The organism is Paenibacillus sp. S29 (assembly GCF_049319765.1).
In the GTDB taxonomy this organism is placed as follows: Bacteria; Bacillota; Bacilli; order Paenibacillales; family Paenibacillaceae; genus Paenibacillus; species Paenibacillus polymyxa_B.
On sequence record NZ_JBMOUI010000005.1, the window covers coordinates 278,088 to 301,944 of the forward strand.

Here is a 23,857-nt window from a genome sequence, read left to right on the forward strand (position 1 = left end):
ATTTATGGAAAATGCTACGAATCAGCCTGTCATTCAAAAGGGGCAAAGATGGAGTAAAAATTTTGTAGATGGCATCAGAATGCTGGGTAGGGTAAAGTTGGGGGTTATTCCTCTTCCACTCTATGCCGTGATCGCGCTGATTGTTTATGCAGCTGCAGTTACTGAAAGACTTCCAAACGATCTGTTGGGCGGGTTTGCCGTCATCATGATTTTAGGTATACTGCTCAGTGATCTAGGGGCCAAACTTCCGTTGCTTAAGCATATTGGCGGGCCGGCCATTTTATCACTTATGGTTCCATCGTTAATGGTATTTTGGAATATGTTTAGTCCATCTGCGATGGGTGCGGTACACACGCTTATGAAAACCTCGAATTTTCTTTACTTCTACATCGCATGTCTAGTAACGGGAAGTATTCTTGGCATGGATCGCAAAATGCTGATGAACGGAATTGTCAAAATTTTTGCCCCCATTATTATAGGATCTATTGCAGCTGTTGGCGTGGGAATGGTGGTGGGTATGGCTTTTGGCTATAGCGCCTATCATACATTTTTTTTCATCATCATTCCGATTATCTCCGGTGGGATTGGGGAAGGCATTTTACCGTTGTCCATTTCGTATGGGTTGGTGCTGGGCAAGGATTCGGCAGTATTCGTATCCCAGTTTATCCCGGCTGCAATTATTGGGAACATTGTTGCAATCATAGGTGCGGGTGTTCTGAAGAGATTAGCAGAGAAGAATCCAAAAACTTCAGGTAACGGAAGGTTACTAAAACTAGATAAAGATGCAGACAAGTTAGCCCCGGCAAGTCTGGAACAATCGATTTCTTTTCCATTGATGGGAGGAGGTCTACTGTTAGCCTGTACTTTCTTTATTGTGGGTAAGCTGCTGGAGCCGTATCTCCATATTCCAGGTCCGATCCTCATGATTCTGGCGGCGGCATTGATTAAGTGTATTCAGATCATGCCGAACACATTGGAGCAGGGAGCTTTTCACTTGTACAAATGTATAACGGCAAGTCTGACGTGGCCCTTGATGGTGGGATTGGGTATTTTGTATGTACCTTTGGATAGTGTAGTTGGGATTTTAACGGTTCCTTATGCCATAACCTGCGCATCTGTTGTAGTTGCATTGATTGTTACCGGATACTTCACAGGAAAATGGATTCATATGTATCCCGTAGAAGCTGCTTTGGTGACTAGCTGTCGCGGTGGATTAGGGGGCACGGGAGATGTAGCCATTCTGTCTGCATCCAATCGGATGGAACTAATGCCTTTTGCACAAATTGCAACACGTATTGGCGGGGCAGGCACGGTCATTTTAGCCACTTTGTTACTCCAATTTTGGAGCTGATGAGTTTTATACACAGGACTGAGTTTTCATATCCAAATAGAGACATGAAAGGACGGAGAAAAATATGAGCAGTTTAATAGACGAAATTAGAGAATTACATGCAGGTGGCAAAATGGAGACCTTACCAAAGAAGCGAATTGAAACGATGGAGGGGTTGTCCAAAGTGTATACGCCGGGTGTAGCTGAAATTTGTATGGAAATCGCCAATGACCCAGCCAAAGCGTATCAATTAACGATCAAAAAGAATACAGTAGCAGTCGTTTCAGACGGAACAGCAGTACTTGGATTAGGAGATATCGGACCGGAGGCCGCTATGCCTGTAATGGAGGGTAAAGCAGTGTTGTTCAAACAATTTGCAGGTGTCGACGCCTTCCCAATCTGTCTCAACACGAAGGACGCTGATGAAATTGTTCAAATTGTCAAAATGATTGCTCCTGCCTTTGGCGGCATTAATTTGGAAGATATATCTTCGCCACGCTGTTTTGAAATCGAGAGACGGTTGAAGCAGGAACTAGACATTCCAGTTTTTCATGATGATCAGCATGGTACGGCAGTTGTTGTATTAGCGGGTCTGGTCAATGCATTAAAGGTATGTGGCAAAAAAATGGAGGATGTTAAAGTTGTATTTGCAGGGATTGGTGCGGCGGGTATGGCCTGCTCCCGTATGCTGCTTAAGGCAGGTGTGCGCAATCTGATTGGCGTTGATCGACAGGGAGCTATTCATCGTGACGTGGAGTACAGTAACCCGCATTGGACAGAGTATGCGAACATGACTAATCCGCACAATTTAAGTGGAAGTTTATCCGATGTGATTGTGGGAGCTGATGTATTCATTGGTGTGTCAGGCCCGAATATACTGACTGTAGAGGATATACAGAGCATGGCAACTGATCCTATTGTGTTCGCCATGGCGAATCCGAAGCCGGAAATTGATCCAGCTGTAGCCGCACCTCATGTACGTGTACTTGCTACCGGTCGCTCCGATTTTCCAAATCAGATTAACAATGTGCTGTGCTTCCCGGGAATTTTTCGGGGTGCTCTAGATTGCCATGCTACGACGATTAATGAGGAAATGAAACTAGCTGCCGGACTTGCCATCGCTGATGCGATCTGTCCTGAAGAGCTAAGTGAAACTTATATCATACCGAATGTTTTTAATCCGAAGGTGGTTCAAAAGGTACGGGATGCTGTTATTCGTGCTGCATGGGAGACAGGAGTAGCCAAGTCAGGTGAAGCTCCGGCAGCTACTTTACACCCGTAAAAGTTATAGTCTTCACAAACTATAGTTCACTGTCTAGGCCCACTGTTTCCATTATCGTCTGCATCCGTCTAGTCTTCGTAGGGAATATAAAATCGTGCCAATGAGCAGGATATAACAAAGCGTAACGCTCTATGCTTTTGAAGAGCAGTTACGCTCAATACTACACAGGGAGATTTTGAGATGGGCGAAAAAAATATTTTGGCGTATTTCAAAAGTCCTGAGGAAGCACAGGGAGCCGCTAGAAAACTGGAAGCACTCCGGGTAGCCGATGTGTCGATAGACCGATTTAGCCGGTATCCGCGGCAGTCTACTGGCAACGCCGGATTGCCTGTATTTTCAGGACAGATTAGCAGCTTGTCCTCACTGACACAGGGCGTGGACTTTACAGATGCAACTCCAGCAATACTGGCTGCGGCTGATCCGTCCGCCAGTGGCATGAGTGATGGAGGACAAGGCGGACCGACAGGCCGCGATATTTTGTTGACCGCTGTGGTGGATGAATCCATACATCATCAGGCGATGTCCATCGTGGAACAGGCGGGTGGAATGCTGTGAAAAGTTTGGAAGGAGCAGTGACCGATGTCCAAAAACAAACGGTTTGATAAAGTGCTGACCAAAACCGAAAAAATCAAACGCATGCAATCTGCTAAAAATGAAGATGTTGAGTTCTCGGCAGATCAGGCAGATGCTGAGGATCTAGAAGCGATCCGGCGTAGCGAAGTAGCTGACCGTCGTCAGCAGCGTATCATAAACGACAATGAGTAGAATTTAATAAAACGGGTTATCCCCATCAACAATGATGATTTTGGGATAACCCGTCTTATTTGTGTTCTTTCCTCTTCCTATTCATTATCCGCTATATGCTGTAGCACTAAAAACAAGAGGACCGGAGACAAATGCAGTCGTCGCAGGCGTCTGATTTTCAATAATCAGTTGGTAGTTTTGCACGCCCAGAGGTGCAACGTCTACCGTTTCGACATTAAGAATAATATTGTTATCGAAGACATTGGATTCCAGTCCGTAATAAATTTCTTTGCCAGCTCTCCAAATCCGTACAAGTACTCTAATGTTACCGGCACCGACAAAACGTAGTCCAATCGAGGCTTTTAACTCTACTCGGTTGTTGACAGCTCCAGGAATAGCAGGATCAATAAATACAGACGTCGTAGCAATTCCAAGTCCGGCTGGAGAAATCGGAACAGGAAGATTTATACCATTGGTGATAGGTGTAATAACACTGGCATTATAATCTAACACTGTCTTTGCCATACTAAATCACTCCTTTTCTAGTATATTGTATTGTATGTACTAGAGTTAAGGGTGCTTGGACTAAAAGAGTGGACAACGTATACAAGTTCTACAAAAAAATATTTTAAATTCCGATAATACTAGCTTTTTTGAACTCCTATGCATGTATATAGTACAATGTAATGTATGCATGTGAAATGAGGAGGAAATGAAAACCATGTTGTGGAATGAAATTACAATACATACAACCGAAGAAGCCATCGAAATGATTTCGAATTTTCTGCACGAAGCAGGTGCAGGAGGGGTTTCCATCGAAGAATCCGGTTCGCTCAATAAACCGCGTGATACGTCCTATGGGCAGTGGTATGACCGGCCTTTGAACGACATACCTGAAGGACAAGCGATCATCAAAGGCTATTTTGCTGAAGAAGTGGACATGGATAGTATTCGTTCGCAAATTGTGCCGCGCGTCGAAGAATTGAGAACTTTCGATATTGATCCTGGTGAGGTTCAGTATGAGCTGAAAACAGTTGATGAGGATGACTGGGCAAATGCTTGGAAGCAATATTTCAAGCCTTTGCGTGTATCGGACCGTCTGACGATTAAACCCACTTGGGAGGAATATGAGCCTGCGAGTGAAGAGGAAAAAATCATTGAACTGGACCCTGGTATGGCCTTTGGGACCGGAACGCATCCTACGACATCCCTTTGTCTGAGAACGCTGGAGTCTGTGATTAAGGGTGGAGAAGAAGTTATTGATGTCGGCACGGGTTCCGGTATTTTGGCCATTGGAGCTGTAAAGCTGGGAGCGAAGCATGTACTTGCCTTGGATCTGGACCCGGTGGCAGTATCCAGTGCGCGGGAAAATACGCGTTTGAACGGACTGGAGGAACGCATTACCATTAAAGAAAGTGATTTGCTATCTGTGCTTAATGCAAGCGATCCAACGCTGGGTATCCAGCTGCCGGTCAAGCTGGTGGTAGCTAATATTTTGGCAGAGATTATTTTGCTGTTCATTGATGATGTATATAAAGCCCTGGAACCAGGTGGTATTTATATTGCTTCAGGGATTTGGAAGAACAAAGAAGAGGTTGTCGAAACTGCGTTGAAGGCAGCTGGCTTTGAGATTGCCGAAATAAGCCGGGATGAAGATTGGCTGGCGTTTGTGGCGAGAAAGAGGTAAGTATGGATTTTTTACAAAATATTTTTCGTGTAAATTTAAATGTTCTTCCCTTTTATTTACTGGCTGTGATCATATCGTTCACGGTTCATGAGTTTGCACATGCGTATTATGCCAATAAATTTGGTGACCCTACGGCCAAGCTACTTGGGCGCGTGACTTTAAATCCGGCAGTGCATATTGACCTGCTGGGTACGCTGCTGCTGTTAATCGGAGGCTTTGGCTGGGCCAAGCCAGTTCCGGTTAATCGTGATAATTTTAGCCGTCCGCGCCTCATGGGCATTATCGTATCGGCTGCGGGTCCGCTGAGCAATTTGCTGCTTGCATTTGTTACTACTTTGATCTATGCCGTGCTCCTTCATTTTCAAGTATTGCCGGGGATGGAGAACCAGCGGGTGGCTCAGGCAATCTATTTGTTTATCAATGCACTGATCAATTTAAATCTGTTTTTGTTTATCTTTAATTTGATCCCACTGCCTCCTCTGGATGGATACCGGATTGTGGAAGATGTGGCCCCCACTCCTGTACGCCGCAAACTCCAGCAGTTTGAACAGTGGTCGATCTTTATTTTTCTGCTTATCCTGGTCATTCCGCAGGTTCGAGCTATAACGATTGAACCTCTTTACACGCTGGCCCAGATGATTTATATACAGTTTTTGCAGTTCTCTTTTTATATCACTGGATTGTTTGGAGCCTAAGGGCTCCTTTTTTTACGAGAATAGGTAGGTATAACCTGAATAGAAGAGGGAACAGACTGGTCATACAGGCGCAAAAGATGATATGATGTTGCTTGGTGATTTATTCGGATTTTGTACGGAACGTTAGTGGATAACAGTTATTTTTAGAATGAGTATTTTGCAAAATCCAGGAATAGGTGTGAGAGAGAATGCAGCGTTATTTTATTCCGGCAGAGCAATTTCTAGAAGATCACGTGATTGTCGCGGGTGAGGACGCGCGGCATATCGCCAAAGTCATGCGGGGCCGTAGTGGTGACAAAATTATAGTTAGTGACGGGGTATCTAAAGAAGCGCTGGTTGCTTTGGATACGATTGAGCAGGATCATATTACGGCGACGATTATTGAGCCGCTGAAGATGACCTCTGAACCACATGTGCAGGTCACCATCGCTCAGAGTCTTCCTAAAGGAGACAAGATGGAGACGGTGATGCAAAAATGTACAGAAATCGGAGCAACCGGGTTTGTACCGTTTTTGTCCGAGCGCACGGTCGTGCAGTATGATGCCAAAAAAGAAGGCAAGCGACTGGAGCGTTGGCGCAAGATTGTGAAGGAAGCGGCTGAACAAAGCCACCGTAACCGGATTCCAGAAATTAGCGCGCCCATGACGTGGAAAGAACTTCTGGCTTCTTTTGCTGGGTATGATTTGATATGTTATTGTTATGAAAAAGAGCAGGGTAAACAGCTACGGGATGTAATCCAGCCTTTGGCAGGACAATGGGCGTCGACGGACATGCCGCGTGTTCTGCTGGTGGTAGGCCCGGAAGGCGGCTTTACTGAAGCGGAAAGTCTGGAGGCCGAGCAGGCTGGAGCCCAGTCTACAGGACTGGGAAGACGTATTTTACGTGCTGAGACCGCAGGAATGGCTGCATTGGCATGCATTTTATATGAGACAGGAGAAATGGGAGGGGTTTAATATGCCGTCAGTGGCATTTTACACATTGGGCTGTAAAGTAAACTTTTATGATACAGAAGCGATCTGGCAGCTGTTTAAAAATGAAGGTTATGAACAGGTGGACTTTGATGAGCAGACTGCTGATGTCTATCTTATTAATACATGTACCGTTACGAATACCGGCGATAAAAAGAGTCGTCAGATTATTCGCCGCGCGATTCGCCGGAATCCAGATGCCATTGTGGCAGTGACGGGCTGTTACGCCCAAACTTCTCCTGCCGAAATTATGGATATTCCTGGTGTTGATCTCGTTATCGGGACTCAGGATCGGGACAAAATCATTCCGTTCGTGCAGGAAATTCAAGGGACGCGTCAACCGGTGAACGCCGTGCGCAATATTATGAAAACGCGTGTATTTGAGGAAATGGATGTGCCTGATTTTGCTAATCATACTCGGGCCTTTTTGAAAATTCAGGATGGGTGCAATAACTTCTGTACCTTCTGCATCATTCCGTGGTCGCGGGGTCTATCCCGCAGTCGTGACGCTGCGAGCATTATTACACAGGCACGTCAACTGGTACACGCAGGCTACAAGGAAATTGTGCTCACAGGTATCCACACTGGTGGTTATGGTGATGACATGGATAATTATGACCTATCTGATCTGCTGTGGGATCTGGAGAAGGTGGAAGGGCTGGAGCGTATCCGTATCAGTTCGATTGAAGCCAGCCAGATTGATGAAAAAATGCTTGATGTGCTGAACCGTTCCACCAAGCTGGTTCGTCATTTTCACATACCGCTTCAGGCGGGGGATGACACTGTATTGAAACGGATGCGTCGCAAGTACACGACAGAAGAGTTTTATAACAAAATGCTTATGATTCGCAAAGCAATGCCAGATGTAGCGATTACAACGGACGTGATTGTCGGCTTCCCTGGGGAGACGGATGAAATGTTCCGCAATGGCTATGAGCTGATGAAAAAAATCGGTTTTTCGGAAATGCACGTGTTCCCGTACTCCAAGCGCAGTGGAACTCCTGCGGCGCGTATGGAGGATCAGGTGGACGAAGACGTGAAAAATGCACGAGTGCATGAGCTGATACAACTGTCAGAGCAAATGCAACTGGCGTATGCTGAGAAGTTTGTAGGTCAGGTGCTGGAGGTCATTCCGGAAGTTGCGCCGAAAGGGACCGAAGATAGCGGCATACTCCATGGATATAGTGACAATTATATTCAACTGGCGTTTGAAGGTACTGAGGATCTGGTTGGCAAGGTATGCCGCGTGAAGCTGACGAAGGCAGGCATTAATGAAAGTGAAGGCCAATTGGTCCGCGTACTAGAGAATGGGCTGCAAACAGCTCTGTAAGAACAAAAAAAGTCTGAACAGGCAATAGAGATGGCAAACAAGGATTTCGCCTTTCCTTACAGAGAGGACGGAATCCTTGTTGCGCAAGGAAGGGAGATTACAGGATGGCAGCAAAAAAGGAAATTTCCGCAGGCGGCGTTGTGTTTCGCAAACAGGGGGAGCAGCTTGAAATTCAGCTCATTACTGACCGATATGGCAAGGTATCCTTGGCTAAAGGGAAAATGGAGTTGGGAGAAACAATCGAACAGACGGCTTTACGTGAAATTCGCGAGGAAACAGGGTTGAACGGGCGGATTATCCAGCATGTAGATATGATTGCTTATACGTATCAGCATCCAGAATTTGGGGAAGTAGATAAAGAAGTACACTATTATCTCGTAGAGGCACTGGATGGGGATTTACAGGCACAGATCGAAGAAATTAAAGGAGTTGCGTGGCATACGCCTGAGGAAGCATGGCGTCTCCAGCGCCAGGGTGGATATGACAATAATGATGTCATTTTAAGCAAGGCGCTGTCCATGCTAGGAATTAATGTTTGATTCTGTGGGGAGATATACGATCCTCTAAACGCGTCCACACAGGTAGATAGCAGAGAGGCAAGACCAGCAGAGAGCTAATAACGTTAAACAGAGTTTGGGCATGGGCTACCTTGGCTCCGGGCTCGGTAGATATCCAGGCAGCCGCCATCTCCAGACCAGGGATCAACGGCATAAAGAGCAAGGCTCCGCCGACGTTCAGCAGCACGTGGGACCAGGCTACAAATTTGCCGGACACGCTGCCGCCAACAGCGGCAATCAGGGCGGTTACGCAGGTGCCTACATTGGAGCCGATGACGATGGCGATCCCCACATCGGCTGGCAAGGCTCCAGCAGCGGCAAGGCTAATCGCCATGCCAATGACGGCTGCGCTACTGTGAACCAGCGCGGTCAGGCAGGCTCCAGCAGCGAAGGCCCACCACATGTTGGCTGCAGCGTGATCAAGAAACCAACGGAATAGTCCGGCCTGCTCAATCCAGGGTCCGACCGACTGCATCACGCGAATACCCGCCAGAATCAGCGAAAATCCAGCAAAGACGAGGCTGATATATTGTACAGCCTGCGAACGGCTGAGCCCATTGGAGCCGGATGAAGCTCCGGCAGACACATACTGGCGGCTGGGGACAGCTTCACTCCACAGGACGGCAGTGCTCCAGCAGAGCAGTGAGCCGCAGAGCAGCGGAACAGCCAGCTTGCCGAGCTGGAGCCCCATCAGCTCGGTGGTCAGGCAGGTGCCGATATTGGTGCCGAGAATGATGCCGAGCGTGCGGCCGTAGGTCAACAGCCCGGCGTTGACCAGTCCGATCGTCAGCACCGTTACGGCGGTGCTGCTTTGTAGCAGGGCGGTAATGCCTGAGCTGAACAGCATGCCCCGCCAAGGGGAAACGGTGGCACGGTTCAACCAGCGGGTGAGGAAGGGGCCGGCCAAATGCCGGAGGGCTGCTTCCATCAGCTTCATCCCGCCCAAAAAAATAAACAGCCCACCGCACAGCGGGAGTATAACATGTATAAACACGGGCATAGCCCCCTTTTCTAGGTGAAAATACTTATGTAACAGCCTATGATCTGTCGGGGACAGCCATGACAAGCATGGCCGAGCTGTTTTTTTATAGAACGATAATTTTTGTAGTATCTTCACAAGCTTTAAAAGCGTGACGTCGATATACAGGCGGGCAGTAGCGAAGCGGATCATTTGAATCTGGAGAAGCGAGAGCGATCGTAAGATCAAATGATCCGCGGAGCCGCGCCCCTATCGAACAACGTTTTAACACTTTGAGTAATTCAAGAATGGGAGTGAAGGATTTTGCCTTCAGTAATATTAGAACGCAGCCGTAAAAAAAGGCTGGAGCACGCACACCCTTGGGTGTTTAAAAACGAAATAGCCAAGATTGAGGGTGACCCAGAGGCAGGCGATTTGGTCAGCATCGTTAACCATCAGGGACGTTATTTGGCGACAGGTTACTATAATCCGGCTTCACAAATTACAGTACGTGTGATGTCCTACGAGCCGCTGGAAGCAATGGATCAAAACTTTTTTGCCCAACGCTTTCGCAAATGTCTGGAGCACCGCGAACGTTTTGTGACCGGAGGAAACGCTTATCGGTTGGTGTACGGCGAGGCTGATTTTTTGCCTGGACTGATTGTAGATCGATTTGGTGATGTGTTAGTCGTGCAGTTGTTAACGCTTGGCATGGATCGGCGCAGGGAAGAAATCAGGGATGCGCTCGTTGAAGTAGTGGGTCCTGTTGGTATATATGAGAGAAGTGATGTATCCATCCGTGAGCTGGAAGGATTGGAACAAACGAAGGGTCCTTTGTACGGTGATTGCCCGCGTCATGTGGTGGTTACGGAAAATGGCCTGCACATCAAGGTTGATATCGTAGAGGGCCAGAAGACGGGTTATTTCTTTGACCAGCGTGAAAATCGTGCTGCCATAGCACCGATGATGACAGGTTGGGGAGTACGTAGTGGAATTACGCTACAAGAAGTAGCTGCAGACTCAGGAGATGCGGGCACAACGGTCTTGAAGCCAGTGAATAAAAGTGGTAAGGTTGTTGAATTCCCATTCTGGGATGGCGCAACCGTATTGGAATGTTTTTCACATACGGGAAGCTTTACGCTCAATGCATGTAAACATGGTGCTAAAAAAGTAACATGTCTTGATATTTCTGAGCATGCGATTGAAAGTGCGCGGGATAATGTCAAGCTGAACGGTTTTGAGGAACGCGTCGAGTTTGTCGTCGACGATGCTTTTCAATATTTGCGCAATCAAGTGAAAGGTGTAGAGGAACGCAATGCACGAGCCGGGGGCAAAGGAGATACATCCAAGCCGCTGACAGCAGGTGGCGGACGCACCTTTGATGTGGTCATTCTCGATCCGCCAGCCTTTGCCAAAACGAAGAACGCTGTCAAAGGAGCTACACGTGGGTATAAAGATATCAACCTGCATGGGATGAAGCTTGTCAATGAGGGCGGCTATCTGGTGACAGCGAGCTGTTCGTTCCATATGCGGCCAGAGCTGTTTTTGGACACTATTAAGGAAGCGGCGGCAGATGCCGGCAAAATCCTTCGTCTGGTAGACTGGAGAGCGGCTGGTAAGGACCATCCTCAAATTTTGGGTGTGGAGGAAGGCCATTACTTGAAATTCGCCATCTTTGAGGTGCGCAGCCGGACACAGCTTTAGGTGTCATACAAAGTCAAAGTCAATCGCCTTTTTGGTGATTAAATAGGTAAAATAGACTCATTTTAGGTATAAATCAGTCCTGTAGAGAAGGCATGCACCAAGCCAACCTGCGGGACTGATTTATTTTTAGGGGGAGGATGAATTGCTACAACATGGCAAACGTACGTTCTTTTCTCCCTTGCCTGATATGCTATACTGTTTAATAGAATGTTGTTCGTTGGAAAGGAGGCCGCATCATGTCGGTCCGCTTGTTGATTGGCCGCTCTGGCAGTGGTAAAAGTACGTTAATCCGCAATGAAATGACGTCTATGTTACGCGAGGAGCCGCTAGGTAAGCCTATGCTGTTACTTGTACCGGAGCAATCGTCATTTGCTTCCGAGCATGCGTTACTTACAGAAGCCGGAAACGGTATTCAGGGGTCGGTGCGCGCCCAAGTGATGGGATTTCATCGTCTTGCCTATTTAGTTATGCAGGAAACCGGGGGTTCAGCACTGGTGCCTGTAACGGAAGAAGGCAAGAAGATGCTTTTATATAAAATTATTCGTCGTCGCAAGGATGAACTGAGCTTGTTTAAGGATTCGGGAGACCAGCTCGGCTTTGTGGATCGGTTGAATACATTGTTTACGGAGCTAAAGCAGTATGGAAATGATACTCGGTCTGTACCCGAGCAACTGGAGCGAATGAACGCTGTGGGAGAGTCAACTCCGATTTTGCGCGGCAAGCTCAAAGATATCAGTCTAATCTATGAGGATTTTGAACGAGAGCTGACGCTTAAATATATTGACGGTGAAGATACGCTGCGCATGCTGGCAGAACAGATTGCGGAGTCTTCCCTTGTGCGTGGAGCAGACATTTGGATGGATGGCTACCGTAGGTTTACACCACATGAATATAAGGTGGTGGAGCAACTTATGCTGCATGCCTCTTCGTTGACGGTGGCGCTGACTTGCAACCGCAGCTACGAGAGCGGACAGCTTCCGCATGAGTTGGATTTGTTTCATCCCTCAGCGGCTACGTATGTAAAGCTCAAAGGAATGGCAGACGAGCTGATGATAGAGACGCAGACACAATTACTGCGCCCTGATCCGCTGCCGAGATTTAAGGAGCGTTCAGCGTTGGCGTATTTGGAGGCTAACTTTGAACATCGTACAGGGTTACGGAATCAGGAACAACGAATGCGGCTGCAGCAGCTACGAGAGCATTGGACAGAAGAACAGCCGGAGGGCATAAAACTGTACACTGCGGCGAATCGCCGTGCAGAGCTGGAAGGGGCTGTACGCGAAATGCGCCGTCTGGCCCGAGATGAAGGCGCGCGTTACCGGGAGATGGCTCTGTTTGTACGTCATATTGAAGATTATGAGCCATGGGTGGAACCGATATTTAAACAGTATGAGGTTCCAGTATTTCTGGATCAGCGAAGAAGTGTATTACATCATCCTTTGGTGGAATTAATTCGGGCTTCGCTGGATATCGTGCAGCGGCGTTGGCGATATGAGGATGTATTCCGTGCGGTCAAAACAGACCTTCTACTGCCGCTGGACGGTCGGGTGAGCCGCGAGGAGATGGACCGTTTGGAAAACTATGTTCTGGCCTGCGGAATACAAGGCAGCCGTTGGACAGATGGTCGGCCGTGGCAGGCTGTGCCCAGCTTGTCACTGGAGCTGGAGGAGCAAGAACGGAACCGTAGGCGGGATGAAACGTTGGATTTGATGGAGCTGTGCCGGGATGTGATCGTGACGCCTTTACGTGCGTTTGAGAAACGTGTGGGCAAGGCACGAACTGCACTTGAGAAGTGTGAAGCGGTATATCTGTTACTGGAAGATGCAGAAATCGGCCACAAGCTGGACGCCTTTATTCATCAGGCAGAGGAAGCAGGAAAACCTGAGCAGGCGAAGGAGCATCGTCAGGTATGGGATGCAGTGCTTGAACTACTGGATCAAATCGTCGAAATGATGGGTGATGAGAGGCTGGATACCTCTTTGTTTGCGGGTGTGCTGGAAACGGGATTGGCCGAGTTCCGTATGGGACTTGTTCCGCCGGCTCTGGATCAGGTTCTAGTCGGAAACACGGACCGTACGCGTGTATCCGGTATTCAACATGCCTTTGTGCTAGGTATGAACGAAGGTGTGATGCCGGCTGTGTTCCATGAGGACGGTGTGCTGAATGAGCAGGAGCGTACGGCATTAAACGAACGAGGCGTGGAGCTGGCGCCGGATATGACAAGACGTCTGTTGGACGAACGTTTTCTCGCTTATACGGCCCTTACCTCAGCCGGTAAAAGCCTGTGGATGAGCTATGCGGTGACTGATGAAGAAGGCAAGTCGTTGTTGCCGTCTGAGTTAGTACGACATGTGCGGCACCTGTTTCCTAGTCTGGACGAACGTCCGTTGGCTGGATACCCTTTGCCTGGGGATGCTTGGACGACGCAATGGGAGTATGCTTCTCATCCGTCCGAGGCTTTGCCGCAGCTCATTGGGCAATTACGGCATTGGCGACGTGGCGGTGACATTTTATCTCCTTGGTGGGAGGTATATAACTGGTATGCAAGCCAGCAAGGGCGTGAGAAGGACAAGCTGCGTCAGCTGTTAACCTCACTTTTTTATGAGAACCATGCCGAAATGCAGAAGGAAACGAGCCGCCGTCTGTACGGTAGCAAGCTGCGTACCAGCGTATCTCGTATGGAACGTTTTGTGGCATGTCCATTTTCGCACTTTGCCTCTCATGGTCTTCGTTTGAAGGAACGTCAAATGTATCGCCTGAAGGCCCCGGATATCGGACAATTATTCCATGCAGCGCTTGGAGAGATGGCGATCAATCTGCGTAAACGCAATGTCAGCTGGGGCAGTCTCAGCACCGAGGAATGCCGACAAGAGGCGGAAAGTACAGTGGAGCGTTTGGCTCCTCGTCTGCAAGGCGAGATTTTAATGAGTTCCAAGCGGTATGGCTACATTTTACGCAAATTGAAAGACATCGTGAGCCGTGCTTCGTTGATCTTAGGTGAACATGCGCGAAGAGGTAGTTTTGAGCCGATTGGGCTGGAGTTGGACTTTGGACCGGGTCAGCAGCTTCCTCCGTTAAGCTTCCGGTTAGATAACGGCGTTGTGATGGAAATTGTTGGACGGATTGACCGTGTAGATGTGGCAGAGGGAGAAAAGGGGTTACTTTTGCGTGTCATCGATTACAAATCTAGCCAAAAGGATCTCAAGCTGCATGAAGTGTACTATGGCCTGTCCTTGCAAATGCTCACCTACCTGGATGTGCTGCTGAATGCGGCGGAGGAATGGTTGGGCGAGACAGCTTATCCAGCGGGTACCCTGTATTTTCACGTCCACAATCCGATGTTGCAGTCGCCTAACGGTCTTAGCGCAGAACAGGCCCGTCAGGAGCTTTTGAAACGTTTTAAGATGAAAGGATTATTGCTTGCAGATCGGGATGTAGTTGGACAAATGGATACAGCATTGGACAAAGGATATTCCTCTATTTTACCTGTTGCGGTGAAAGCAGACGGCAGTTTTTATAGCAGTGCTTCGGTTGCTTCGCCGGAACAGTGGGACAGCTTGTTAGCCTCGGTGCGTAATAATATTCGGACGATTGGCACACGGATGACAGAGGGCGATGTGGCCATTGAACCTTATCGAATCCAGCAAGAGACGGCTTGTACCTTCTGTTCTTTTAAGCCTGTTTGTCAATTTGACGACAGTCTGGAGGGCAGTGGCTACAATCAATGGGGTAAACCCGGTAAGGATCAAATCTGGAATCTGTTGGGTCATACACAGGAAGGGAAAGGAGGAATGGACCAATGATAGGCACGTCAAACACTAAAGACATGCCGAAGCCGGAAGGCAGTATGTGGAGCGATGACCAGTGGCGTGCCATTTCGGAATCGGGTAACAACATGCTGGTCGCGGCAGCGGCAGGGTCTGGTAAAACAGCGGTGCTCGTAGAGCGTATTATTCGTAAAATTGTCGATCCCCAGCTTGGCTTCAGCGTGGATCGGTTGCTGGTAGCAACCTTTACGAAGGCTGCAGCCGCCGAAATGCGTCAACGGATACGCGAAGCGTTGGAACGTGTGTTGGAACAGGAACCGGAAAGTGATCATGTACGCCGCCAGCTGTCGTTGCTGAATCGGGCCTCGATTACAACGCTTCACTCATTTTGTATGGAGGTCATCCGCAGGCATTATCAGGCCATTCCTCTTGATCCTGGTTTTCGGATTATGAATGAGCATGAGACAGAATTGCTGCGTCAGGAGCTTCTAGAAGAACTGTTTGAGGAGAAATATGAGGCTCATGATGAAGGTAGTACATTCCGCAGACTGGTCGACTGGTTTAGTGGAGAACGCACCGATGATGCAATGTACGTGCTTGTTCAGCGGTTGTATGATTTTTCTCAAAGTCATCCTTGGCCAGAACATTGGCTGCGGGAGACAGCGGCAGCATTTCGTGTACAGGATGTAGCCGCTTTGGGAGAGACTCCCTGGGTTCGCAGCATTTTGGCGGATGCCGTACTTTCTTTGCGCGGAGCAGCGAGCTTGCTGGAACAGGCGCATGAAACAGCTATGCAGCCCGGCGGTCCTGCACCTTATGCCGTGACGCTGCAAGAGGATGCGACGATGGTGAAGGGATTGCTGCAAGAGCTGGAGACACAGCCGTGGGCATCTCTATATGATCATTTTCAGACAGCTGCCTTCGGTAAGCTCAAGCCGGTCAAAAAAGATCAGACTGAGCCTGCATTGCAGGAACGGGTTAAGACGTTGCGCGAAGCAGCCAAAAAAATGATTACAGATATGAAGGCATCCCTGTTTGGCAGGAGAGCAGAAGCCTATTGGGAGGAGCTGCACGCCGCGGCTCCGCTGATGGACGAGTTGGTAGAAACCGTGATTGTATTCGGGGAACGATTTCAACAGCACAAGCAGTCAAAAGGGTTGGTGGATTTCGGGGATTTGGAACATTATTGTCTGAAAATATTACGACATCCCGAATCTACTCCGTACAAGCTGCTACCTTCCGACGCTGCACTCGAATACAAGGCGCAATTTGACGAGGTGCTGTTGGATGAGTATCAGGATACGAATACCGTACAGGAAGATATCGTTAGGCTGGTATCACGGGAGGAACCAGGTAACCGTTTTATGGTGGGCGATGTGAAACAGAGTATTTATCGGTTTCGGCTGGCGGAGCCGGGTCTGTTTTTGAATAAGTATCAACGGTACGGCATGCAGGAGCAGGAAGATGGCTTTTTAGTTGATCTGGCGCGTAATTTCCGCAGTCGGCAGGAAGTTGTCGATGCGGTCAATTTGGTGTTCCGCCAGATTATGAGTGTGGATGTGGCGGAAATTGAGTACGATGAACGAGCCTGGCTGGTACACGGCGCATCCTATCCCGACCCGTCGGATCAAGACACCGCATCTGTATACGCACCTGAGATGCTCTTAGTTGATAAGGGTGGACAGGGTCTTTCCGAGGCTTCAGAGCTGTCCGAAACGGGGGACGAATCTGTTCTACAGGAAAGTGAGCTGGCTGAGCTTGCGGAGCTGGAAACGGCACAGTTAGAGGCTCGTGCGATCGCGCAACGGATTAAAGAACTGACCGGAGATACTGGACAACCACTGCTGATTTACGACAGAGGATTAAAAGCGATGCGCCCGGCAGTCTACGGCGATATCGTCATTTTGCTTCGTTCGGCAAGCGTGTGGGCCCCCCTAATTGTGGAGGAACTGCGGCTTGAGGGCATTCCGGCTTCCGGGGAGCAGACGACAGGCTTTTTTAAAGCAACGGAAGTTGAGGTAATGTTGTCTCTGCTGCACATTATTGATAATCCGCAGCAGGACATCCCGCTTGCATCCGTGCTTCGTTCGCCGATTGTCGGCTTGACCGAAGATGAACTGGCACAAATTCGGTTGGAGAAGCCGGATGGATTATTTTATGACGCATTGCTGGCGGCGGCTGAGGCTAACCCACTGGAAGAGAGCGAAAAAGGGATCTCAGCTGACATCATGGAGTTGGATCTTTTCCCTGAGGACTCTTTATCTTCATCTGACTTTGGTAATAGAAATGACGGGAATACGTTGTCTTCCCGACTACGTTCATTTTTGCGTAATTTGGAAGCCTGGCGGCAGGAAGCCCGACAAGGCAGCTTAAGTGTATTGATTTGGAATGTGCTGGAGGAAACAGGATATCTGGATTGGGTCGGTGGACTGCCTGGCGGCTCACAGCGTCAAAGCAATTTGCGGGCGCTTTATGACCGAGCGAGACAGTATGAGACATCTACGTCCAACCGAGGATTGTTCCGATTTCTGACCTTCATTTCCCGTCTGCGGGAGCGAGGCGGTGATTTAGGATCCATTAGCGGGGGGACTGAACCCGATCAGGCTGTCCGTGTTATGACCATTCATAAAAGTAAAGGACTTGAATTCCCTATCGTGTTTATTGCCGGGACAGCAAAAATGTTCAATCAGCAGGACCTCAATGCGCCGTTTCTTATGCACAAGGAGTTGGGGTTTGGTCCTAAATATGTGGAGGAACAAAATCGTGTCAGCTACCCTACGCTGCCTAATTTAGCGATCCGCCGACGCTCACAGCTGGAGCTATTGGCTGAGGAAATGCGGGTGTTATACGTGGCGCTTACGCGTCCGCGTGAAAAGCTAATTATGACCGGAACCGTGAAGGACCTCGCTTCGCGCGCAGCGGGTTGGGCACGTGCCAAAGAACATACGGAAACGGTCTTACCAGACTATATGCTGGCGGCAGGCCGCAGCTATCTGGACTGGGTAGGTCCTGCTTTGATTCGGCATCCTTCTGCTACTTTGTTGAGGGAAGCGGCAGGCGATCAGGATGGGTACTATCACAGGCTGGAACATATGCCGGGAACAGACTGGTTATTTAAAATCGTCGCCTCGGAAACACTTTCCGGCTCTCGTGTGAACTCAGATCATGAGGAAGAGGTGTCGGGCGAAGAGCGCCAAAAGAAGACAGAAGCACTGAGAAATGCGGAGCTAATCGACTTGAACGAAGAGAGTGAAACGGATATTGAAGCTGCTCTTTCCTGGATCTATCCGTATGAACGGGCTGGCAAGACGGCAGCCAATACATCGGTTACTGAGATGAAAAGATGGCTGGAAATGCAGGAAATGGGTTCGGACGATTGGCTGAATCTATCTAACTCTCTACAAGCAGAGTCACCGGAGGATCGGGAGGATTCTCACACTGGGGGAAGTCAATTACACTTGCGCAGACCTAAGTTTATGGGGAATCAGCGACTGACTCCAACGGAACGAGGAACAGTCTATCATACGTTGATGCTGCATTTGCCATTAGATGGGGGGATGAGCGCCGAAGTTATTGAGGAAACCAAGGCTCGTTTGCTCAATCAGCGTATGTTACTGGATGTTCATGCAAAGGCGCTAGATACGGATAAAATATTACGCTTTTTCACTAGTGAGCTGGGTAGCAGAATGCTGGGGGCATCCCATGTTCAAAGAGAGCTTCCGTTTACTTATACCATGCGGGCAACCGATTACTGGAACCACAGCTTACCATCAATGTCACCAGGACAAGAAACAGATTCGGAAGGTGGACAGGACGGCGATAAAGTGCTGATGAACGGGATTATTGACTGTCTATTTGAAACTCCCGAAGGACTCGTGCTGGTAGATTATAAAACAGATCGGATATCTGAATATCGTACACTGTCCCATTTAACAGACCAATATCGTTTTCAATTGGAACTGTATGCCCGTGTGATCGAAGAGATTACAAGCAAAAAGGTTGCTGAGAAGTGGCTGTATTTTTTAGAAGCTGGAGAGAGTGTACAGCTGTAGTTATATAGATAGGGAGAGGAGGAATAGCATGCGGATTTTGCATACGGGTGATTGGCATTTGGGCCGCACGTTGGAAGGACGCAGCCGTTTGAAGGAGCAGGAGGCGTTTTTGGAAGAGTTGGCGAAAATGGCTGACGATCAGCAGGCCGATTTGATTATGATGGCTGGAGACGTATACGACTCAGTCAATCCTTCGGCCGCAGCCGAGCAATTGTTTTATGAAACGTCTGCCCGTCTTACGGCTGGAGGAAGACCACTCGTCGTCATTGCGGGCAATCATGATCAGCCGGAAAGGGTATCCTCGGTCACACCGCTGGTGAGCGGGCGTGGAATTACGTTGCTGGGACTGCCCCATGGGGAAGCGGTACGCGTTCGTACACCGCGAACGGGTGAAATGGCATGCATTGCAGCCTTGCCATATCCATCCGAGTCTCGTCTGAACGAGCTATTGTCTGAAGACGGGGATGAAACAGTCTTGCGCGAGGCATACAGCCGCCGTGTGGGCTTGCTGATGTCACAACTGGGTACAGCATTTCGGCCTGACACCGTTAATTTGTCGATGAGCCATATTTATGTGCTCGGCGGGCTGGAGTCGGATTCGGAACGTCCGATTCAGGTCGGGGGGGCGTATACCGTAGATCCGTCTGCTTTGAGCATTGGGGCACAGTATACGGCTCTAGGACATTTGCATCGTCCTCAATATGTGAAGGGGGACGGGCTGATGCGTTACAGTGGCTCGCCGCTGGCTTATAGCTTTTCCGAAGCCGGACAAGCCAAATCGGTTACGTTAATTGACGTGGTTGCTGGCAAGCCTGCTCAGATCGAGGAACTGTATATTACCAGTGGACGCCCATTAGTGAGGTGGCGCGCACGGGGAGGTCTGGAGGAAGTATATCGCTGGCTGGACGAAGGATTGGATGCCGATGCCTTTATTGATCTGGAAATTACGCTGGATGAAGCGATGTCGATGGGAGATATTCAGCGGCTGCGCAAAAGCCGTGAAGGCATCATTCATATTCGCCCCATGTATCCAGAAATGGCTGCCGCACAGCTGGATCACCAACGATCAGAACTGCCAGTGCATGAGTTGTTCCGGGCATTCTATCAGCGGCAGACAGGTGGAGCACAGCCAGATGACGGATTAGTACAGTTGTTTCTGGAACTGGTGGAACAGGATGATGCAAGAGACCACGCTGAGGAGGATGACGCATGAAACCAATCCTTCTAAAATTGGCGGGGTTGCAAAGCTACCGGGAGTCGCAGGAAATTCGCTTTGACGATTTGACCGAAACTGGACTGTTCGGGATATTTGGCCCAACGGGTAGTGGAAAATCAACGCTGCTGGATGCCATTACGTTGGCTATGTACGGTAAAGTGGAGCGGGCAGTGAATGGTACACAAGGCATTATGAATCATGCTGAGGATACATTGTCTGTTGCATTTACGTTTGAATTAATGTCAGCTCAAGGACCTCGTCGTTACCGTGTAGAACGACGTTTCAAACGTGCTGGAGGCGTATCGGTTAATAATACGCTTAGCCGTTTTATTGCGTTAACAGAGGATGGCGAGGAAGTGCTTGCCGATAAGGTGCAGGATGTGACGCGCTGTGTGGAGGAGTATATCGGCCTGAAAATGGACGATTTTACACGAGCTGTCGTATTGCCGCAGGGAAAGTTTGCGGAATTCTTGTCCTTAAAGGGCAGTGAACGCAGACAGATGCTACAGCGTTTGTTCCATTTGGAGAAGTACGGAGATCAACTTGCACAGAAGCTAAGCCGTCGTGTGAAAGATAACGATACCGCACTGAAAGCGTTAGAGGCAGAGCAGCAAGGGCTGGGGGATGCCAGTGCTGAAGCTCTTGAACATGTAGAGTTGCGTCTCAAAGAGGCGATTGCCAATGCAGAAGCTTCGCGTCGTGAGCTCGAGCGTGTCTCACGTGAATGGGAGGCACTAAACAAAACCCGTGAGCTGGTCGTCGAGCTCAGCCAAAGATCGAACGAGCTGGAGCAGTTGGCAGCACAGGAGCCGGGCATTGCTTTGCTGGAGCGCAAGCTTCGACAAGCATCTGCAGCCGAGGCATTGCTGCCTGCGCTGACGGATTGGAAGGAAGCCATTGCTGAAGCGGAAAAACGGCAAAAGACTGCCGAAGAAGTGGCAGTCCTGGCTGCTACCGCGCAAGAGGCTGCGCTTGTGTCTGCGCAAGCAGATGAGCAGGCTCGGCAAGCGCTCAGTGCCGAAGAACCGAAGCTATTGCTTCGAATCGACCAACTAGAGCAGGCGCTTCAACTGGAGCGTGATACGGAAGCGTTGCGGACCGAACGGGAACGTCTGGCGGCCGAGCTTATGCAAAGCGAACAAACCCTTGCTGAACATGCAAAAGGACTCGCAAAGGAACAAGAGCTACAGACGCGAGGCTTGAAGCGACAGCAGGAGCTTCAACAAGAGCTAAAGCAAAATGAAGTGCGGGCAGATGAGCGGCGTATGCTGCAAGAGGCTGTGCAACGGTTGCAACAGCTGGAAATCGCGAATGAGCAATTGCGTGAAGCTGAACTGGAGTACACCGCTCAGGAGAAACGGCTTGCGCAAGCTGACGAACGTTTAAAGCTGACGGACCAGGAGACACAGGAGACAGAGGCACGGCGTTCTGCCCTTGCTGCACAGGCAGCTGATGGCATTGAGGCATTGCTGACGTTGGAGGCAGAGATCACCGCCGATATGTCGTCACTGGCCTCCGAGGAAGAACAACTGCGCCACGAGCTCCGTGCCGAGGAGCTGGGGCGTCTCGCACAGCATCTCGCTGCCGAGTTGCGCGAAGGCGAGCCGTGCGCAGTGTGCGGTTCGCTGCATCACCCCGCGCCTGCCATCGTCGCGGCGCATAGCGCGGATGCCGCTGCGCCAGATGAGCTGCACCGCCTGCGACTCGGTTTGCAGGAGCTGCGCCTCACACTGCGCCAGCAGTTGCACGAGCAGCGCAGCTTGCTGGCGCAGCCCGCCACCGCAGACAGCGGCGCTGCCGCCACGGGCGAGCCTTTCACGCCTGCGTCAGCGCCAGCAGAGCCGCGCGGTATTGCCGCTTGGGTGGAGCGCTGCACGGCGCTGGAGCGTACTGCGGCAGAGCTAGCCGCACGTGCGCATGCACTGCCTGCCGAGGCACAGGAGCTACGCGAGGCAGACGCCGCCGGACAGCAGCGGCGCATCCGTGCTGCTGCCGAGCAGGAGGCAGCAGCTGCAGCGCTGACGCAGGCACGCAGCAAGCGCGAGGCATGCACCACGCGCAGCGAGGGGCTGCGCGCCGAATGGGCGGCGCAGCTGCCGGATGTCGCTCCGAGCGAAGCTGCGGAGCGTTACCGTGCCATGCAGGAGCGCGATGGGCGTGCGGAAGAGCTGCGGTCCCGGCTGGAGACGAGTGTGACCTTCCTCGAAGGAAAGGCGGCGCGTGTTCAACAGATACAGCAGAGTATTATCGAGGAGGACAAAATCATTATTGCCCGTCGTACAGGGCTCCAAAGCAAAGATGATTCGCTTCGTGAAAAGCTAGCACAGCTCCGAAAATGGGTTGGAGATGGCCAAGCGGCTTCATTGCTGGAAGAAGCGTCCTCGCGACTGTTGGGGCTGAAAAACGGAGCCGAAGCCGCGGCACGCCGCCGTATCGAAGCGGAAGAACGCAAGCAGCAAGCCGTTCATGCTTCACTGATTGCCCGGCAGGCCTCCGACTCAGCAGAAGAAAGCCGTCAGATGGCAGAGTCCCGTTGGGGCAACCGTCTGGAAGCCTCCTCCTTCGCTACGGAAGCAGAAGTCATGGAATGCTGCCTGGGACCGGAAGAAGCCGCACGCTATGAGCGTGAAGCGAGTTTGCATCGAGAACGGGAAAAAGAGCTGTCTTCCCGCTTAAAACATGTCGAAGAGCAGCTGAATGGAGCAACGGTAACAGAGGAACAGTGGGAAACGGCTACTGCACAGCTACGTGATTGCCGTACACGCGACGAAGAGGCGCTTCAGAATCGCGCCAAGGCTGAGCGTGATTTAGAGGACTTGCAGCATCGACACGTCCGCTGGATGAAGCTGGAGTCCAATCGTATACATTTGCGTAGCGAAGCGGAAAAAATGTCCAAGCTCCAGTCTGTTTTTCGTGGCAATGCCTTTGTTGAATATATTGCCGAGGAGCAGCTCATGCAGGTCAGCCAGTCAGCTTCACGCCGCCTGCGTTTTCTGACCAAGCAACGTTACGCGCTAGAGGTAGATTCCAGCGGTGGTTTTGTTATTAGTGACGATGCCAACGGTGGGGTCAAACGTCCAGTATCGACCTTGTCCGGTGGCGAAACATTCCTGACCTCCTTGTCGCTTGCGCTTGCGCTGTCGGCTCAAATTCAATTGCGGGGCCAATACCCTCTGCAATTTTTCTTTCTGGATGAAGGCTTTGGAACGTTGGACCCTGAGCTGCTTGACACAGTGATCACTTCACTGGAAAAGCTGCACCACGATCAATTGTCTGTTGGTGTGATTAGTCATGTGCCTGAACTACGGGCCCGTCTTCCGCGCAAGCTAGTTGTTCTTCCAGCAGAGCAGGCTGGAGGCGGCTCACGTGTGGTTATGGAAACTTTTTGAAGTAATGTGATACAGGTCACAGATACAGTTTCAAACTATTGTTATAATACAGCCAAGCCGACAAGTTAATCATACAGCACCCCGGCGGACGTATGCTGCGGAAGAAATCTTCCCGTCATACGTCCGTTCAGAGGAGCTCTGCCAAGAGCTCCCGGGGTGCTTCTTTTTTTTTTTTTGC

Annotated in this window: 16 protein-coding genes; 14 read left to right on the forward strand and 2 right to left on the reverse strand. The window is 50.0% G+C overall.

Annotation, left to right across the window (positions count from 1 at the left end; all coding sequences use genetic code 11):
• Positions 1 to 4 precede the first annotated feature (4 nt).
• From ACL9RM_RS11095 to ACL9RM_RS11110, 4 genes are all read left to right on the forward strand, one after another.
• Positions 5 to 1,351: a 2-hydroxycarboxylate transporter family protein gene (locus tag ACL9RM_RS11095; RefSeq protein WP_069290022.1), complete on the forward strand. Its 1,347-nt coding sequence runs from the start codon at positions 5 to 7 to the stop codon at positions 1,349 to 1,351.
• Positions 1,352 to 1,415: 64 nt separating this feature from the next.
• Positions 1,416 to 2,612, forward strand: a complete 1,197-nt coding sequence (locus ACL9RM_RS11100; RefSeq protein WP_235309324.1) for an NAD(P)-dependent malic enzyme — start codon at positions 1,416 to 1,418, stop codon at positions 2,610 to 2,612.
• A gap of 180 nt (positions 2,613 to 2,792) precedes the next feature.
• Positions 2,793 to 3,167: a hypothetical protein gene (locus tag ACL9RM_RS11105; protein ID WP_013311164.1), complete on the forward strand. Its 375-nt coding sequence runs from the start codon at positions 2,793 to 2,795 to the stop codon at positions 3,165 to 3,167.
• A 24-nt stretch (positions 3,168 to 3,191) separates the two neighbouring features.
• Positions 3,192 to 3,377: a YfhD family protein gene (locus tag ACL9RM_RS11110; protein ID WP_069290020.1), complete on the forward strand. Its 186-nt coding sequence runs from the start codon at positions 3,192 to 3,194 to the stop codon at positions 3,375 to 3,377.
• Positions 3,378 to 3,461: 84 nt separating this feature from the next.
• On the opposite strand, the gene ACL9RM_RS11115 is transcribed toward ACL9RM_RS11110, so the two are convergent.
• Positions 3,462 to 3,881 carry a hypothetical protein gene (locus ACL9RM_RS11115; protein ID WP_039272296.1) on the reverse strand — a complete coding sequence of 140 codons (420 nt, stop codon included), beginning with the start codon at positions 3,879 to 3,881 and terminating at the stop codon, positions 3,462 to 3,464.
• A 196-nt stretch (positions 3,882 to 4,077) separates the two neighbouring features.
• Between ACL9RM_RS11115 and prmA the strand changes: the two genes are divergently transcribed.
• From prmA to ACL9RM_RS11140, 5 genes are all read left to right on the forward strand, one after another.
• Positions 4,078 to 5,043: a 50S ribosomal protein L11 methyltransferase gene (prmA, locus tag ACL9RM_RS11120; RefSeq protein ID WP_250260895.1), complete on the forward strand. Its 966-nt coding sequence runs from the start codon at positions 4,078 to 4,080 to the stop codon at positions 5,041 to 5,043.
• 2 nt (positions 5,044 to 5,045) lie between these two features.
• On the forward strand, positions 5,046 to 5,738 hold the full coding sequence (locus ACL9RM_RS11125; protein WP_250260896.1) for a site-2 protease family protein: 693 nt from the start codon (positions 5,046 to 5,048) through the stop codon (positions 5,736 to 5,738).
• Positions 5,739 to 5,926: 188 nt separating this feature from the next.
• Positions 5,927 to 6,691, forward strand: coding sequence for a 16S rRNA (uracil(1498)-N(3))-methyltransferase (locus ACL9RM_RS11130; protein ID WP_039272293.1), 765 nt, complete (start codon positions 5,927 to 5,929; stop codon positions 6,689 to 6,691).
• A 1-nt stretch (position 6,692) separates the two neighbouring features.
• Positions 6,693 to 8,036 (forward strand): tRNA (N(6)-L-threonylcarbamoyladenosine(37)-C(2))-methylthiotransferase MtaB, encoded by a 1,344-nt coding sequence (gene mtaB / locus ACL9RM_RS11135; protein ID WP_250260897.1) that lies wholly within the window; start codon positions 6,693 to 6,695, stop codon positions 8,034 to 8,036.
• Between the two features lie 104 nt (positions 8,037 to 8,140).
• Positions 8,141 to 8,575: an NUDIX hydrolase gene (locus ACL9RM_RS11140; protein WP_013311157.1), complete on the forward strand. Its 435-nt coding sequence runs from the start codon at positions 8,141 to 8,143 to the stop codon at positions 8,573 to 8,575.
• Here ACL9RM_RS11140 and ACL9RM_RS11145 read toward each other — a convergent pair.
• Positions 8,565 to 9,587 carry a Na/Pi cotransporter family protein gene (locus ACL9RM_RS11145; RefSeq protein WP_250268943.1) on the reverse strand — a complete coding sequence of 341 codons (1,023 nt, stop codon included), beginning with the start codon at positions 9,585 to 9,587 and terminating at the stop codon, positions 8,565 to 8,567. The two genes, ACL9RM_RS11140 and ACL9RM_RS11145, sit on opposite strands and share 11 nt — an antisense overlap.
• Positions 9,588 to 9,875: 288 nt before the next feature.
• On the opposite strand from ACL9RM_RS11145, the gene ACL9RM_RS11150 reads away from it, so the two are divergent.
• The 5 genes from ACL9RM_RS11150 (at position 9,876) to ACL9RM_RS11170 (ending at position 23,679) form a co-directional block, all read left to right on the forward strand.
• Positions 9,876 to 11,255, forward strand: a complete 1,380-nt coding sequence (locus ACL9RM_RS11150; RefSeq protein ID WP_039272290.1) for a class I SAM-dependent rRNA methyltransferase — start codon at positions 9,876 to 9,878, stop codon at positions 11,253 to 11,255.
• A gap of 236 nt (positions 11,256 to 11,491) precedes the next feature.
• Positions 11,492 to 15,058, forward strand: a complete 3,567-nt coding sequence (gene addB, locus ACL9RM_RS11155) for a helicase-exonuclease AddAB subunit AddB (protein ID WP_414126312.1) — start codon at positions 11,492 to 11,494, stop codon at positions 15,056 to 15,058.
• The gene (addA, locus tag ACL9RM_RS11160) at positions 15,055 to 19,074 is read left to right on the forward strand and encodes a helicase-exonuclease AddAB subunit AddA (protein ID WP_250268858.1); all 4,020 of its coding nucleotides are present in this window, start codon (positions 15,055 to 15,057) and stop codon (positions 19,072 to 19,074) included. Before addB ends, addA begins: the two co-directional genes overlap by 4 nt.
• A gap of 28 nt (positions 19,075 to 19,102) precedes the next feature.
• Entirely contained in the window at positions 19,103 to 20,287 is a 1,185-nt protein-coding gene (locus ACL9RM_RS11165; protein ID WP_250268857.1) for an exonuclease SbcCD subunit D, read from the forward strand.
• Positions 20,284 to 23,679, forward strand: a complete 3,396-nt coding sequence (locus ACL9RM_RS11170) for an AAA family ATPase (RefSeq protein WP_414126311.1) — start codon at positions 20,284 to 20,286, stop codon at positions 23,677 to 23,679. The genes ACL9RM_RS11165 and ACL9RM_RS11170 overlap by 4 nt, the downstream gene beginning before the upstream one ends.
• Positions 23,680 to 23,857: the final 178 nt, after the last annotated feature.

Bases quoted from the DNA above. Each gene is read 5' to 3' on its own strand.
- ACL9RM_RS11095 (WP_069290022.1), top strand. From the start codon at position 5: ATGGAAAATGCTACGAATCAGCCTGTCATTCAAAAGGGGCAAAGATGG.
- ACL9RM_RS11100 (WP_235309324.1), top strand. From the start codon at position 1,416: ATGAGCAGTTTAATAGACGAAATTAGAGAATTACATGCAGGTGGCAAA.
- ACL9RM_RS11105 (WP_013311164.1), top strand. From the start codon at position 2,793: ATGGGCGAAAAAAATATTTTGGCGTATTTCAAAAGTCCTGAGGAAGCA.
- ACL9RM_RS11110 (WP_069290020.1), top strand. From the start codon at position 3,192: ATGTCCAAAAACAAACGGTTTGATAAAGTGCTGACCAAAACCGAAAAA.
- ACL9RM_RS11115 (WP_039272296.1), bottom strand. From the start codon at position 3,881: ATGGCAAAGACAGTGTTAGATTATAATGCCAGTGTTATTACACCTATC.
- prmA (WP_250260895.1), top strand. From the start codon at position 4,078: ATGTTGTGGAATGAAATTACAATACATACAACCGAAGAAGCCATCGAA.
- ACL9RM_RS11125 (WP_250260896.1), top strand. From the start codon at position 5,046: ATGGATTTTTTACAAAATATTTTTCGTGTAAATTTAAATGTTCTTCCC.
- ACL9RM_RS11130 (WP_039272293.1), top strand. From the start codon at position 5,927: ATGCAGCGTTATTTTATTCCGGCAGAGCAATTTCTAGAAGATCACGTG.
- mtaB (WP_250260897.1), top strand. From the start codon at position 6,693: ATGCCGTCAGTGGCATTTTACACATTGGGCTGTAAAGTAAACTTTTAT.
- ACL9RM_RS11140 (WP_013311157.1), top strand. From the start codon at position 8,141: ATGGCAGCAAAAAAGGAAATTTCCGCAGGCGGCGTTGTGTTTCGCAAA.
- addB (WP_414126312.1), top strand. From the start codon at position 11,492: ATGTCGGTCCGCTTGTTGATTGGCCGCTCTGGCAGTGGTAAAAGTACG.
- addA (WP_250268858.1), top strand. From the start codon at position 15,055: ATGATAGGCACGTCAAACACTAAAGACATGCCGAAGCCGGAAGGCAGT.
- ACL9RM_RS11165 (WP_250268857.1), top strand. From the start codon at position 19,103: ATGCGGATTTTGCATACGGGTGATTGGCATTTGGGCCGCACGTTGGAA.
- ACL9RM_RS11170 (WP_414126311.1), top strand. From the start codon at position 20,284: ATGAAACCAATCCTTCTAAAATTGGCGGGGTTGCAAAGCTACCGGGAG.